The sequence below is a fragment of the Nonomuraea sp. NPDC050328 genome (genome assembly GCF_044459405.1).
GTDB lineage: Bacteria > Actinomycetota > Actinomycetes > Streptosporangiales > Streptosporangiaceae > Nonomuraea.
This window is the reverse complement of record NZ_JBITIW010000003.1, coordinates 449,262-463,790: the sequence shown is the minus strand read 5'-3', so window position 1 is coordinate 463,790 and position 14,529 is coordinate 449,262. Positions and strand designations below refer to the sequence as shown.

Annotated in this window: 5 protein-coding genes; 1 reads left to right on the top strand and 4 read right to left on the bottom strand. The window is 74.1% G+C overall.

Annotated features, from left to right (window positions below):
* Positions 1-11 precede the first annotated feature (11 nt).
* Positions 12-1,094, bottom strand: a complete 1,083-nt coding sequence (locus tag ACIBG7_RS13615) for a hypothetical protein (protein WP_397336334.1) — start codon at positions 1,092-1,094, stop codon at positions 12-14.
* Positions 1,095-1,364: 270 nt separating this feature from the next.
* On the opposite strand from ACIBG7_RS13615, the gene ACIBG7_RS13610 reads away from it, so the two are divergent.
* Positions 1,365-2,393, top strand: a complete 1,029-nt coding sequence (locus ACIBG7_RS13610) for an LLM class flavin-dependent oxidoreductase (RefSeq protein WP_357923585.1) — start codon at positions 1,365-1,367, stop codon at positions 2,391-2,393.
* A 92-nt stretch (positions 2,394-2,485) separates the two neighbouring features.
* On the opposite strand, the gene ACIBG7_RS13605 is transcribed toward ACIBG7_RS13610, so the two are convergent.
* Genes ACIBG7_RS13605 through ACIBG7_RS13595 form a run of 3 tightly spaced genes read right to left on the bottom strand, consistent with a single transcriptional unit; the run spans position 2,486 to position 14,085 of the window.
* A complete protein-coding gene (locus ACIBG7_RS13605; protein ID WP_397336333.1) occupies positions 2,486-7,900 on the bottom strand; it encodes an SDR family NAD(P)-dependent oxidoreductase in 5,415 nt (1,804 codons plus the stop codon).
* Between the two features lie 3 nt (positions 7,901-7,903).
* Positions 7,904-12,964 (bottom strand): amino acid adenylation domain-containing protein, encoded by a 5,061-nt coding sequence (locus ACIBG7_RS13600; RefSeq protein WP_397336332.1) that lies wholly within the window; start codon positions 12,962-12,964, stop codon positions 7,904-7,906.
* Positions 12,961-14,085 carry a thioesterase domain-containing protein gene (locus ACIBG7_RS13595; protein ID WP_397336331.1) on the bottom strand — a complete coding sequence of 375 codons (1,125 nt, stop codon included), beginning with the start codon at positions 14,083-14,085 and terminating at the stop codon, positions 12,961-12,963. Before ACIBG7_RS13595 ends, ACIBG7_RS13600 begins: the two co-directional genes overlap by 4 nt.
* Positions 14,086-14,529: the final 444 nt, after the last annotated feature.

Sequence of the window (14,529 nt, the reverse complement as noted above, 5' to 3'; positions counted from 1 at the left end):
GCGGACCTCGTTCAGGCGTGGGGATGCTCGGATGGGTGCCGGTCACGCAGCCGGGTCCTGAGCTGGTCTAACTCAAGTCGGACCCGGTCGAGCTCGTGCACGGGGAATTTCGGAATTTCGGTCAAGTCGGAAGTGAAGGAAATAGTGTCGTTTTCAACAATGACGCCGTCGCGAGCGGCGGACCGCTGGTTGAAGGCGACCGCCTCCTCGCGGCTCAGGCCCGCGGGAAGATCGAGTTCGAGCCGGGAGCCGGTCAGGCGCACCGGGTAGCCGCCCGGCAGCCCGAGCGGCCCGGGCAGGCTCACGCGCTGCTCCTCGCCGGCGAGCACGCCGAGCAGGACGCGCGCGGCGGCCAGTCCGGTGACGTGGTTGAGCTCGCTGCGGGTGGTGGAGCGCTGGGCGGCGAGGAGCCCGCCCACACCGGCCACCGGTTCGCCGCCCACCCAGGCGCGCGCCTCCTCCGGCTGCGCGTGCAGGTGCGCGTGGTGCGCCAGCACGGCCAGGTGCTCGTCCGCGCCCAGGCGCAGGGCGCCCCGCAGGCTCGCGGCCAGCAGGTTCACGTTGCCGATCCCGCACAGCACCGGCACGTCCAGGGCCGACAGGACCGGGTTGACCGCGTCGGGGAAGCAGGCGTTCACGAACCACGCGTCCGGGCAGGCCTCGGCGACCGCACGGCCGGTGCGGACGGCGAAGTCGGCCTGGAAGGGGAGGGTGAGACCGAACCCGGCGCTCCGGACCAGGGACGTCCAGGCGGACGGGGCGTGCGTCGCCTCCCAGGGGGACTGGGTCGAGGCGGCCAGCACGACCCCGGCGGGGTTCAACCCGGCCAGGGTCGAGACCAGGTCGCCGGAGAGATCGGCGGTGAGGTCGCCGGTGAGGTCGACAGGGACCGGCTCGGCCACGACCGGGGCGCCGGTCAGGGCGGCTCGGGTCGTGGTGACGTAACAGACCTCCGCGGCCCGCTCCGGGGTGCGGCCCGCGACGACGAGTCGGAGCGGGGTGCGGGCGAGGGTGGCCAGGGCATAGGCGAGGCCTCGGGCCAGCCCGCCGGTACCGATCAGCACGAGGGGCCGCCCGCCGAAGGTTTCGGTCAAACCGTAATTCTCCTCGGGTGGGGCTGTAATTCACCTGGGATCGCCAGGCCGGGACACATTGTGATGATCAACCTGGATTTATGTCAAACGTCCGGTTAGTCCGCACTTCTAAGATGGTTTGTAGCGCGAAGTATGACTGTCCGAAATATCATCACTTTCCGGCAATCCCGATTGACTTAGTCGACAATGCCGCTTGGCCGGAGGATCTTCGCAGAGGCCGTCCGACGGGGGATGATGCGGAGCGGAGGCACCCCCACACGAGGAGCGGACGTGCGGCTCGGATTCAGCATCGGAACACTCGGCCCGGTGGCGGCCAGTCCTGACGACCAATTACGGCTGGTCAAGGAGGCGGAGCGGCTGGGCTACGCCTCCGTCTGGGCCGCAGAGGGCTACGGCGCGGACCCGGTGACGACGATGGCGTGGCTGGCGGCCGGCACCACGCGCATCGAGCTCGGCACCGGCGTCGTCCAGATCACCGGACGCAGCGCCGTGGCCACCGCCATGGCCGCCGCCACCGTCGACCGGTACTCCCAGGGACGGTTCCGGCTGGGGCTCGGGGTTTCCGGCCCGCAGGTGACCGAAGGCTGGCACGGCCGGCCCTACCACCGGCCGCTGGCCCACCTCCGCGACTACGTGGCCGTGGTACGGCAGGCGCTGGCCGGGGAGCCGGTCAGCCACAAGGGCGAGACCCTGGAACTGCCGCTGCCCGGCGGCAAGGAGCTGAGCCTGGCGATCTCGCCGGTGCGCAAGCCCCTCCCCATCCACCTGGCCGCCATGGGCCCCAAGGCGATCGCGCTCGCGGGCGAACTCGCCGACGGGTGGCTGCCCATCCACTTCCCGCCCGAGCACCTGGCCGCCTCCACGGCCCACCTGCGCGAGGGCGCGGCACGAAGCGGCCGGGCGCTGCCCGAGGTCTCGCCCATGGTGCTGGCCATGGTGGACGAGGACCCCGGGTACGCCTGCGACCTGGTCCGCCCCATGCTGACGCTGTACCTGGGCGGCATGGGCACCCGCGCGGTCAACTTCTACAACCGGCTGGCCCAGCGGCTCGGATTCGGCGAGGTGGCCCGGCGGGTGCAGGAGGTCTACCTCGAAGAGGGGCTCGGCGCGGCCATGGACGAGCTGCCCGACGAGCTCGTGGCGGAGCTGGCGCTGTGCGGCACGCCCGCCCGCGTGCGCGAGCGGCTGGAGGCCTACCGCCGGGCGGGCGCGACCAGCGTGATCGTCGGGCCGGCGGCGCCCACCGTGGAGGACCGGGCCGAGCAGCTCGGCTGGCTCGCCGAACTGCTCGGCCCCTGAGGCCCTGAAATCCCTGAGGCCCCGAAACCCTGAGGCCCCGAAACCCTGAGGCCCCGAGACCTGAGGCCCTGAGGCCCTGAGGCCTCCTCAGGTCACGCGCGGGGCCTCGGCGTGATGCGGGCGGGGGCGGACTGCCCCTGCTCGCGCGCCTCGGTCACCAGGGCGCCCATCCCGCGGATCGTCGCCACCTCGAACAGGCTGCGCATCGGCAACCGCACCCCCAGCTTGCGCCGGATCAGCGCGATGAGCTGGACCGCCACCAGCGAGTTGCCGCCGAGCTCGAAGAAGTCCTCGTCGGCGCTCACCCGCCGGGTGCCCAGCACCTCGCACCACAACGCCGCCAGCGTGGTCTCCACCTCGCCCTGCGGCGCGATGTAGCCGGTGTCGCCGTGCTCGTCTCCGCCGTCGGAGCCGGTGCCGACCGGCCGGAGGCCGTCCTCGATCGTCTCCTTGGTCAGCGTGCGCACCCCGGCCACGAAGTCGGCGAGAGCCGTGGCGTTCACCACCACCTGCGAGCCGACCGCGAAGGCCAGCAGCCGGCGGAAGGCGTCGGCCCCCAGGACGGGCAGGATGCCCAGCCTGGCGCCCTCGCGGTCGAGCGCGACACCGGCCGCCGCCGACTCCTCGGCCACCTCCGGCACGTCCGCGCTTTCCCGCGCACCCTCCTCGACCCGCTGCGACATCGCGCCGGCGTCCACGCGCCGCAGCACGAACTCGGCGATCTCCACGATCCGGCGGCCGGTGTCGTCGTAGAGCGTCAGGTCCACGGCGATCACCTCGCCCCCGGTGTCGCGGTGCACCGCGTGGCTCCACACCCGGGCCGGCATCGGGGCGTGCACGGTCAGCTTGCCGTACCCGAGGGGCAGGTAGCTGTGCTCGCCCGCCGCGCTGACGAACGCGGTGGCCTCGTCCAGCAGGGCCGGGTGCAGCCCGAAGCGGTCGAGTTCGGCGGCCGTCTCCGGGCAGGCCTCCAGCCGGGCCAGCTCCTCGTTGACGCCGTGCGCGACCGAGCGCAGGCTCCGCCAGCGCGGGCCGAAGGTGACCAGGCCGGAGGCGGAGGCGAACAGGTTCTCCTCCCGCACGCCGAACGAGCAGCGCTCCTGGATCCCGGCCAGATCGGCGAGCGGCGCCGACTCGGGCAGGTTCCAGGCCGCGCTGCCCTTGACGTGCGTCTGGGAGCCGCCGCTGATCACCTCGAAGTCGGCGCCCTCGGCCGTCGCGGTGAACAGCACCCGAAGGTCGGCCGAGGCGTCCTCGGCCACCGGCAGCGGCGCGACGAACGCGACGTCGCGCAGGACGACGACGTGCTCGGCGCTCGGGCTCGGCACCACCGCGGCGAAGGCGGCGCGGGCGCACTCCAGGTAGCCGGTGCCGGGCATGACCGGCACGCCCGCCAGCCGGTGCTCGGCCAGCACCCAGTGGGTCGCGGGCGAGATCCGGCCGCCGCACCAGGGCAGCCGCCCGTCGGCCGGCTCGTGCAGCTCGGTGAGGATCGGGTGGTCCAGCGGGCTGAGCTGGTCGCCGCGCTGCAACGCGCGGAAGGATTTGGGCGCCTCCACCTCGGCGGCCATGCCCACCTCCAGCCACGCGCCCCAGTTGGCCGAGATGACGCGGCCCGGCCAGGTGGCGGCGTAGGCGTCCAGGAAGGCGTTGGCCCCGCAGTAGTCGACCTGCCCGAAGCCGCCGGCCACCGCGGTGACCGAGGAGCACAGCAGGACGAAGTCGAGCTCGCCGAAGACCTCCCGCAGGGCCTGCGCGCCCAGCAGCTTGGGCGCCATGACGGCCAGGGCCGCCTCGCGGTCCTTGACCTCCGCCATGCCTCCGCCGGGCAGGCCGGCCGCGTGCACCAGGCCGTCGATGCGGCCGAACCGGGCCAGGACGGTGTCGCGGACCTCCCGCAGCGCGGTCGCGTCGGTCACGTCGGCGGCCAGGACGAGCACCTGGGCGCCCGCCTGCTCCATGCGGGCGATCGCCTCGGCCGCCCGGCCGCCGCGGCTGCCGTTCAGCCCGGAGCGGCCGAGCAGGACCAGCGCGCCGCGGGTGCGGGTGGCCAGGTCCTCGGCCAGGGTGAGGCCGATGCCGCCCAGGCCGCCGGTGACGACGTAGACGCCGCCCTCGCGCAGGCCCGCCATCGGGTCGGCCGGCTCGGGCAGCTCGACGGGTTCGTAGCCGCGCGTCCAGCGCCGTCCGGCGCGCAGCACGACGGGGGAGGGGATGCCGCCGTCGGGCTCGGCCGGGTCGGTCGCCAGCTCGGCCAGCGTCGCGTCGAGGTCGCCGGACGCCGACTCGACGTCGAGGTGGCGCACCGACAGCCACGGCGCCTCCAGCGGCAGCACGCTGGCGATGCCGGTGACGGTGGCGTGCTCGGGCCGGCGCACGTCGTGGCCGAGCACGCCCTGGGTGCCCTCGGTGAGCACGTCGAGATGGACCGCCGCGTCCTGCTCGCGCGGGCTCTGCGCGAGCGCCTGGAACAGGGCCAGCAGGCTGAAGAAGCCGCGGTCCTGGGCGTCCAGGATCGGCTCGCCGCCCTGGCCGTCGAGCGCCCAGGCGTGCAGGATCCGCGCCGGGGTGCCGGTCTCGGCCAGGAGCAGCTCGCAGTCCTCGCGGGAGCCGGGCCGCAACGTGAAGGAGCCGTCGGCCGCTCTGCCGTACTCCTTGCCCTCCACGGCGCGGATCACCTCCGCGCCCGCCGCTTCGAGCGCGGCCAGCAGCGGCTCGGCGACCGGGCCGGCGAACGCCAGCCAGCGCCGCCCGGTCAGGTCCGGGGTACGGCGGGCAGCGGCCAGCGGCGCCTGCCGCCACGAGGGCAGCGCGAACCACTGCTCGACGGGAAGCGCCCCGGTCTGCGGCGACTTGGGGTAGATCAGCTCGGGGTCGGCCGCGACCGGCACCCAGTGATGCGTGCGCTCGTAGGGATAGGTCGGGAGCGGCACCCGGCGGCCGGGCTCGCCGAGCGCGTCCACGACCGCGCCCGCCGCCCACAGCGTGCCCGCGGCGGTGTAGATCACCTGGAGGTCGGTCGCGGTCTCGGTGGGCCCGGGCAGGCTGGGCAGCGGGGCGGGCGCGCCCATCGGGAGCTGGCTCCTGATCAGCCCGGCCAGTTGCCGGCCGGGCCCGCACTCCACCACGTGCCACTCGCCCTCGGCCGCCAGCGTCGCCACGCAGTCGGCGAAGCGGACCGGCTCGCGCAGGTGACGCGCCCAGTACGCCGGGTCGGTGGCTTCGGCCGCGGTGATCCAGGTGCCGGTGACGTTGGACAGGAACGGCAACGCCGGCGCCTGCCGGTCGATCGAGGCGACCACCTGGTGGAAGTCGGCGAGGATCGGATCCATCATCGGCGAGTGGAAGGCGTGCGAGGTGCGCAGCGCCGTGTGCCCGATGTCGTCGGCGGCCAACCGGGCCGCGTACTCCTCGACCAGCGCCACCGGACCGGCGACGACGCACGCGCCGGGGCCGTTGACCGTGGCGATCGACAGGCCCTCGGGCAGGCCGGGCCGTACCTCCTCCTCGTCCAGCCGTACGGCGAGCATCGCGCCGGGCGGCATGCTCTGCATGAGCCGGCCGCGGGCGGCGACCAGCCGCAGCGCGCCGGGCAGGTCGAACACGCCCGCGACGGTCGCGGCCACGTACTCGCCGATGCTGTGGCCGATCATCGCGCCCGGCTCGACGCCCCACGAGCGCCACAGCATGGCGAGCGCGTACTCCACGGTGAACAGCGCGGGCTGGGTCAGCTCGGTGCGCCTCAACCGCTCGTTGGCCGACTCGTCCCCGAAGATCAGCTCACGCAGGTCCAGCCCGAGCTCGGGCCGCAGCAGCTCGGCGCACTCGTCCACGGTGTCGCGGAAGACGGCCTCGGTCCGGTAGAGCTCGGCGCCCATCCCGGCGTACTGCGCGCCCTGGCCGGAGAACAGCCAGGCCACCCGCGGGCTGCCGGCCACGCCACGGATCAGCCGGCGCGAGTCGCCCAGCGCGCGCACGGCGTCGGCCCGGTCACCGGCCACCACGACCGCCCGGTGCTTCATCTCCCGCCGGCCGGTGCGCAGCGTCTGCGCCACGTCGGCGAGGTCGAGGTCGGCCTCCTCCAGCCGGGCGGCCAGCCGGCTCACCATCGCGGCCAGAGCCGTCGGCGTGCGGGCCGACAGCCGCAGCAGGTGCCGGCTGCGGTGCTCGCGCGGGACCGGGGGCAGGGGCGGCGCCTCCTCGACGACAACGTGCGCGTTGGTGCCGCCGATGCCGAACGAGCTCACACCGGCCCGGCGCGGCACTCCGTTGGACTTCCACTCCGCCAGCTCCGCGGCCACCCGGAACGGGTTCTCCCCGAACGGGATGCGCGGGTTGGGCCGCTCGTAGTTGAGCGTCGGCGGGATCAGGCCGTGCTCGACCGCCAGGACCGTCTTGGTCAGTCCCGCGATGCCCGCGGCCGGGCCGAGGTGGCCGATGTTGCTCTTGACCGAGCCGATCGCGCACCAGCCGGCGTCGTCGGTGCCGCGGCTGAACACGCTGGCCAGCGCGCCGACCTCGATCGGGTCGCCCACCGAGGTGCCGGTGCCGTGCGCCTCGACGTAGGTCACCGTGCGCGGCTCGACGCCCGCCACCGACAGCGCGTTCGAGACCGCGACCGCCTGCCCTTCGAGGCTCGGCGCGGAGAAGCCCGCCTTGGTCGAGCCGTCGTTGTTGATGGCGTTGCCGCGGATGACCGCGCGGATGTGGTCGCCGTCGGCGATGGCGTCCGACAACCGCTTGAGCACGGCGACGCCGCCGCCCCCGCCCCAGATGGTCCCCTTGGCCGAGGCGTCGAAGGCCCGGCAGTGCCCGTCGGGGGCGTAGATTCCGTCCTGGTGGTAGAGATAGCCCCACTCCGGCGGCATCTCGAAGGACGCGCCGCCGGTCAGCGCCATGTCGCACTCGCCGCCGCGCAGCGCCTCGCAGGCCACGTGCACCGCCACCAGCGAGGACGAGCACGCCGTGTGCAGCGTGAGGCTCGGCCCGCGCAGGTCCAGCTTGTAGGAGACGAAGGTCGACAGATAGTCGGGATGGTTGCCGACGTAGACCGCCAGGTTGCCCGCCGAGGCGTGGGTCTTGCGGTCGCGGCGGATGTAGACCCACTGGTACTCGTCGGAGCCGATGGCCCCGTAGACGCCGATGTCGCCGTCGTAGCGGGCCGGGTCGTAGCCGGCGTCCTCCAGCGCCGTGGCCGACAGCTCCAGGAACAGGCGCTGCTGCGGGTCGCGTAACTCGGCCTCGCGCGGCGACATGCCGAAGAACGCGGCGTCCAGCGCGCCGTAGTCGTCGGTGATCGCGGCGGCGCGGACGAAGTTGGGGTCGTCCAGGAGGTAGTCGGGCACGCCGAGGGCGGCCTGCTCCTCCCGGGTGTAGAACCGGACCGACTCCACGCCTCCGACGAGGTTGCTCCAGAACTGCGTCACGTCCTGCGCGCCGGGCAACCGGCAGGCCAGTCCGACGACCGCGATCGGCTCGACCAGCGGTTCGTCCTGCGGACCTGTCATGCGTCACTCTCTCTTTCTGGCCTGGTCAGGCCGCCGAGAAATGGTCCGGGCACGGCTTGCGGCGATTCGCCGGGCGGCGCGGTCGAGACCTGAGGTGGTGCTCTGGCCGTCCAGGTGCACGGCCAAGGAGCGGACGGTGGGAAAGCGGAACAGATCGACGATGGACACCTCGCGGCCCAGCGGGCCGCTCAGCCTGGCCTGTACCTCGGCTGTGGCCAGGGAGTGGCCGCCGATGTCGAAGAAGTTGTCGTCCAGGCCGATGCGGGGCCGGCCGAGCACCTCGCGCCAGATCCCGGCGATGAGCCGCTCGGTCTGGCCGGCCGGCTCCTCCGCCCCGGCCGACGCCGGCCGTGGCGGCGGGTCGGGCAGTGCGGCCCGGTCCAGCTTGCCGTTGGGGGTGAGCGGGAGCGCGGGCAGCAGGATCACCTCCGCGGGCACCGCCGCCTCCGGCAGCCGGGCCCGCAGATGCCGCTGCAGGTCCGCGGCCCTGGTCCCCGGCCCGGCCGGTACGGCGTAGCCGCGCAGCACCGGCCCGCCCGGCTGCTCGACCAGGGCGGCGGCGGCCGCTCGCACCTCCGGGTGCTCGGCCAGGACCCGCTCGATCTCGCCCAGCTCCACCCGGTGCCCTCGCACCTTGACCTGCCCGTCGGCCCGGTGCGCGATCACCACGCGCCCCTCGGGGTCGTAGCGGCCCAGGTCCCCGGTGCGGTAACGAGCGATCCCACCGGCTTGTGTGGCGGGGTGGCCGGCTTCCGTGGCAAGGCGGCGCGTTTCCGTGGCGGGACGATCCGTTTCGGTGGTGAGGCGGTGCGTTCCCTTGTCGAGGTGGTCCGTGTCGGTGGCGAAGCGGTCGGCGGTGAGCTGTTGATCGAGGTAGCCGTCGGCCAGCCGCCTGCTCCTGACCACCACCTCGCCCAGCTCACCGACCGCCGCCGGTACGCCACCCGGGGTGAGCACCAGCAGCTCGGCCCCGTCGACCCCGTGACCCACCGGGACAGAGCCGGTGCCGCACTCCTGCGCGCCCAGCTCGTGGAGCGCCTGGAGCTGCGGCGTCTCGGTGGTGCCGTACCCGTTGACCAGCCGAGCGCCGGGCGCGATCGTGCGTAACCGGGTGACGTCCGCCCAGTCGAGGCGGTCCCCGCCCAGCACGACCAGCCGCAGATCCGGCAACCTCAGCCCCGCCGCGGCCAGCAGCCGGGCGAGCTGCGGCGTGAGGTGAACCACCGTGATCGCGTGCTCCTGCAACCAGCGAGCCAGCCGGGCCGGGTCGCGGACACACTCCTGCTCGGGCACGTACAGGGTCGCCCCCAGCACCAGCGGGACGAACGCGTCCCGCAGCAACGGATCATGGGCCAGCCCGGCGAGCAGAGCGAACCGGTCGTCCTCGGTGAGCTGGAAGGCGCGCGGGTACCAGTCGAGGAAGCGGGCCAGGGGGTACTCGGCGGCGTGCACGGGCTTGGGATCCCCGGTCGTGCCGGAGGTGAAGGCCAGGTAACCGCGCTCGGCAAGGGGGACAGCCGGCAGCCCTCTTCCCGCCCGGTCGGCCGGTCCTGGGACGGGCAGTTCCGGAAGGTGGGCGAGCTCGGGCGGGGCCGTGGTGCCGGGACAGCACAGCAGGGCCGTGGCTCCGGCGGCCGCTGCCTGGGCGGCCAGGCGAGCCGGTGGGAGCGCCGGATCGAGCACCGCCCACCGCGCTCCGGCCGCGAGCACCCCCAGCAACAGCCCGGGCAACTCATAACTCCGAGCAGCGAGCACCCCGACCGCCTCCCAGGAAGCGGCCTGCCCGAGAGGGGTGGTGACCGCAGCGGTGGTTGCCGCCGCCAAGGTGACCAGTTGGCCGTAGGTGAGGGTGCCGCCGACGCCGGTGACCGCGGTTCGGTCGGGATGGGCGGCGGCGCGGCGGTGGACCCGCTCGACCAGCCCGTCACCCGCCCACTCCGCCAGCTCCCTCTGTCCGTCCGGGAGCCCAGAACCGCCTGGCAGCCGGTGGCCGGCGGGGCGCAGGGTCGCCTCCTGGACGGGGGAGCCGGGAGCGGCCACGACCTGGTCGAGCAGCCGCACGTACCCCGCCAGCAGCGCCTCGATCCGCTCGGCGCGATACAGGCGGGGGTTGTACACGGCCTGCAGCTCGTAACCCCCGGCCCGCTCCCCGACGTACAGCGTGAGGTCGAACAGGGACCCGGGCAGCCCGGCCGGCAACGGCTCGACGGCCACACCGGGAAGGTCGAGCCGCGGCTCGGTGTAGTCGTACATGTTGAACAGCACCTGCACCAACGGGTTACGGGCAAGATCCCGCCCCGTCCCGAGCCGCTCGACCACCCCCTCCAGCCGAACGTCCAGGTGCGCCATAGCCTCGGCCAACGCCTGCCGACACCCCACGACCTGCTCATCGAAGGACACCGAGCCCCGTACGGCCAGCCGTACGGGAAGGACCTGCACCAGGCAACCGACCAGCGGATCAAAAGCCGGATGCCGCCGGTCCGCCACGGGGGTGCCGACGACCAGGTCGTCGGCCCCGGTCAGCCGGGACAGCACCTGGGCGAAGGCCGCGAGCATCACCGCGTACGGCGTCGCACCGAGCCGGGCGGCCAGCGCCCGCACCGCGTCACCGGACGGGATCGTGGCGTGCGCGGCGGCCCCCTCGAAGGTCTGCACGGCCGGCCGAGGATGGTCCCCGGGCAGGTCGAGCACGCTCGGCACCCCGTCCAGCCGCTCGGCCCACCACCCGAGCGCCTCGCCCGAGGGCCGGGCGTCGAGCCAGGCCGCGTAGCCGGAGAAGTCGACCGGCAGCTCGGGCAGCGCCTCACCCCGGTAGGCACGGGAGAGATCGTCGAGGAGCACCTGCTGCGACCAGCCGTCGAAGACGATGTGGTGCGCGGTGAGCGCGAGCACGTGCTCCCGGTCGCCGACGCGCAGCAGCCGGGCCCGCCACAACGGTCCCGCGGCCAGGTCGAACGGCCGCCGCGCCTCGGCCGCCAGCCACTCGTCCGTGCTGCCGCCGGCGGCGAGGTCCACCGGAAGCGGGACCTCGCCGGGCGAAGCCACCGCGACCTGAGGCACGCCGTCGACGTCCGTGACGCTCCACCGGAGGACCTCGTGCCGCCGATGCACCGCCGCCAGCGCCCGCCGCAGCGCGTCGAGGTCGAGCGGCCCGCTGAGCCGCTGGGCGAGGGCGATGTTGTGCACCGGCGTCCCGGGCGCCAGCCGTTCCACGAACCACATGCGCCGCTGGATCGGGGTGAGCGCCGGGACCGCCCGGGCGGGCGGCTCGTCGGCGGGCGGGGCCGCCTCGGCCCGGCGGGCCAGGGCTTCCACGGTCCGCCCGGCCAGCACGTCCTCGACGGTGATCTCGCGGCGCAGGTCGGCACGCAGGGCGGCGACCAGCCGCATGGCCAGCAGCGAGTGCCCGCCGGAGGCGTAGAAGTCGGTGTCGAGGCCGGGCGGCCCGAGCTCGAAGACCCGTTCCCAGGCGAGCGCGACGGCCTTCTCCACCGGGGTGCGCGGCGGCCGGTCAGGTGCCTGTTCCGGCCCCGTGGCTTCGGCCTTGAGCCGCTCGGCGCTCTCGGCGCGGAGCCGCGCCAGGTCCACCTTGCCGGCGACGGTCAGCGGGAGTACGGCCAGCCGCAGTACCCGGACCGGGATCATGTACCGGGGCAGCCGGTCCTGGCAGTGCGCCCGCACCTGCTCGAGCCCGGGCGCGCTCAGCGGCGCGAGGTAGGCGGTCAGCTCCGGCCGTCCGCCCGGCCCGGGGGCGAGGTCGACGACGGCCTGCCCGATCTCCGGATGGGCCCGCAGGACGACCTCGATCTCGCCCAGTTCCACCCGCTGGCCCTGGACCTTCACCTGGCGGTCGACGCGGCCGAGGAAGCCGATGCGGCCGTCCGGCTCGATGACCACGCGGTCGCCGGTGCGGTAGAGCCGGCTGCCGGGCGGCCCGTACGGGTCGGGCACGAAGCGTTCGGCGGTGAGCTCGGGCCGGTTGAGGTAGCCGCGGGCGAGCTGGGGGCCGCCGATGAACAGCTCGCCCGGCGTGCCGGGCGGGCAGGTCTCGCCGTGCTCGTCCAGGACGCGGGCGATGCAGCCGGGCAGCGCGTGGCCGATCGGCAGTGGCCGGTCCCAGGCGCCGGACAGTTCGGTCCCGACCACGCACACGGTCGTCTCGGTCGGGCCGTACCAGTTGTGGAAGCGGCGCGTCCCGGGGCGGGCCCAGCGGGCGACCTGCTCGGGGCCGGCGGGCTCGCCCGCGGTGAGCACGTCGCGCAGCGTGGGCAGCCGGTCCGGGTCGAGCAGGGGGAGGAGGGCGGGTGGGATGGTGCCCCAGGTCACCTCGTGCTGTTCCAGGAAGCGTTGCAGGCGGGCCGGGTCGGTGCGGTCCTCGTCCGGGATGAACATGACCGAACCGCCCCTGGCCAGGGGGGCGAAGATGTCGAGGACCGAGACGTCGAAGCCGAGCGCGGCGAAGCCGATGCTGCGGCAGCCGGCGTCGAGCTCGAAGTAGCGGCCGGCCATGGTGACGAAGGCGACGGCGGCGGCGTGTTCGACCACGACGCCCTTGGGGCGTCCGGTGGAGCCGGAGGTGTAGAGGACGTAGGCGGCGTTGTCCGGGCGCGGCCGGTCCGGCGGGGCGTCGCCGGGCCGCTTCGCCCGCTCACCCACACCGATCAGGTCAACGCCCATGCCGGAGAGGCCGGGGTCGGTTGAGCCGGTGCCCGGGCCGGAGAGGAGGGCCCGGCCCGGCTCGTCGGTGACGACGATCGAGAGGCCGGCGTCGTCCAGCACGTCCAGCAGCCGGGCCCTCGGATGGGCCGGGTCGAGCGGGACGTAGGCGCTGCCCGCCGCCATGACGCCCAGCACCGCGACCAGCAGGTCGGGGGTCCGGCGGGCGCACACGCCGATGCGCGTCTCCGGCCCGGCGCCCGCCTCGCGCAGCCGGGCCGCCAGGCCGGTGGCGGCCTCGGCGAGCTCGCCGAAGGTGAGCGCGCGCGTCCACTGCCGGATGGCTACGGCGTCGGGGGTCCGTTCGGCCTGGGCCAGGACCAGCTCGTGCAGCAGGGGCCCGGTCATGGGGCCCAGCCCGGGGCCAGGTCGAGCCGGAGCAGGATCCGCTCGTACGGCGCGGCGACCGCCAGGACGGCTTCGCCCTGCCGTACGGGGAGCGGCAGCACCAGCACCCGCCAGCTCTCCAGAGCGGGGTCGCCGACCGGCCGCCACGCCCCTCGGGTGGCCGGGTCGGTGAAGGCGAACCGGTCGGGTGGCACCCCGGTGGCCGAGCCGAGGGCCTGCCGGGCGGCGGCGACCCGGGCGGCCAGCCGGTCGCGCTCCTCCTCGGCGGCCGACTCGATCCAGCCCGCCTCCTCGGGATCGAGCGCTTCGACGATGGAGGCGTACGGCGTCACCCTGCAGATCGCCACCCCAGGGCTCGGCACCGCGCTCACCCGAACCTCCCCGGCACGGGTGCCGAGGTCCTCGGTCGGCGCGCCGAGCTCCTCGGCCAGCAGCCGCGCGAGTTCGGTGGGCGCGTCCCGCAGGAACAGGTGCCCGGCGGCCACGGTCCGCAGGCCGAAACCGGCGCTGGTGTGGCGGGCCCAGCCGAGCAGGTCGCCGGGCCCCACCTCCTGGTCGTCGGCGCCGGCGAAGGCCACCACAGGCACGTCGAGCGGCGGCTCGGCCAGGTAGCGGTAGGCACGGATCCACCGGAAGTCCGCCCGCAGGATGGGCAACGACCACGCCCGAAGCTCGGGCTCGTCCCGCAGTTCGGGCTGCGCGCCCGCCCGCCGTACGAGCTGGTCGATGAAGGCGTCGTCGGGCAGGTCGGTGGTCGCGGCCAGCGGCACCCGCCGGTCGGGCGGGTGCGCCGCACCGACCAGAAGCCGTTCAGGCAAGGGCAGCCCCCGGCGGCGCAGCTCGCGCACGACCTCGAAGGCCAGCCGCGCCCCCATGCTGTGCCCGTAGATCGCGTACGGCCGGCCGGTGTGCGGCGCGATCTCGTCGGCGAGCGCGGAGACGCTGAACTCCGGCGGCTCGTCGCCGCGTTCCTCCCGGCCGGGCAACTGGATGGGAACGACCTCGAACCGCCCGCCCGCCACCCGGCGCAACTCCCGGAATGCGCCGGCGGCACCACCGGCGTAGGGAAGGCAGAAGAGCTGGACGGTGGTGGACAGGGGAGGCTGGGTGGCGATGCTCAAGGCACTCCTGTGGGCTGGCAGGCCAAGGCGTCCCGTTCACCGGGCGGTCATCAAGGGCTGTGCGATAAATCCTTATAACTAACGTTTTGTGGTGCAGTCAACTGCCATATACGGACATGCACAGATGGTAGAAGTCGCCGCACGGAATCCGCCCCCGACCTGGACCCGCCGTCCCTTGGGCCGGATTCGCGCAGTGCGATAAAGGGCTTCTCGGCCTGTCTGAAACGAGCACGCCCGTCTCCCGAACTCTCTCGACTCCCGCCGGATGAATAGGTATGAATAGCTTCGTCCACCTCGTGAATGCCACAAAAGACGACGTTCACCAGAAAGTGAGGCAGGAGTGACCTCCTCGCCGGGGCTGTCCGCAAGCGAGCTAGAGCTTTCCGACCCCAAGCGAGCCTTGCTGGAACAGCGCCTGCGCCGGCGATCGGGCCCCAGACGTGC

Excerpts from the sequence above, each read along its gene's own strand:
- ACIBG7_RS13605 (WP_397336333.1), bottom strand. The coding sequence starts at position 7,900 with ATGACAGGTCCGCAGGACGAACCGCTGGTCGAGCCGATCGCGGTCGTC.
- ACIBG7_RS13600 (WP_397336332.1), bottom strand. The coding sequence starts at position 12,964 with ATGACCGGGCCCCTGCTGCACGAGCTGGTCCTGGCCCAGGCCGAACGG.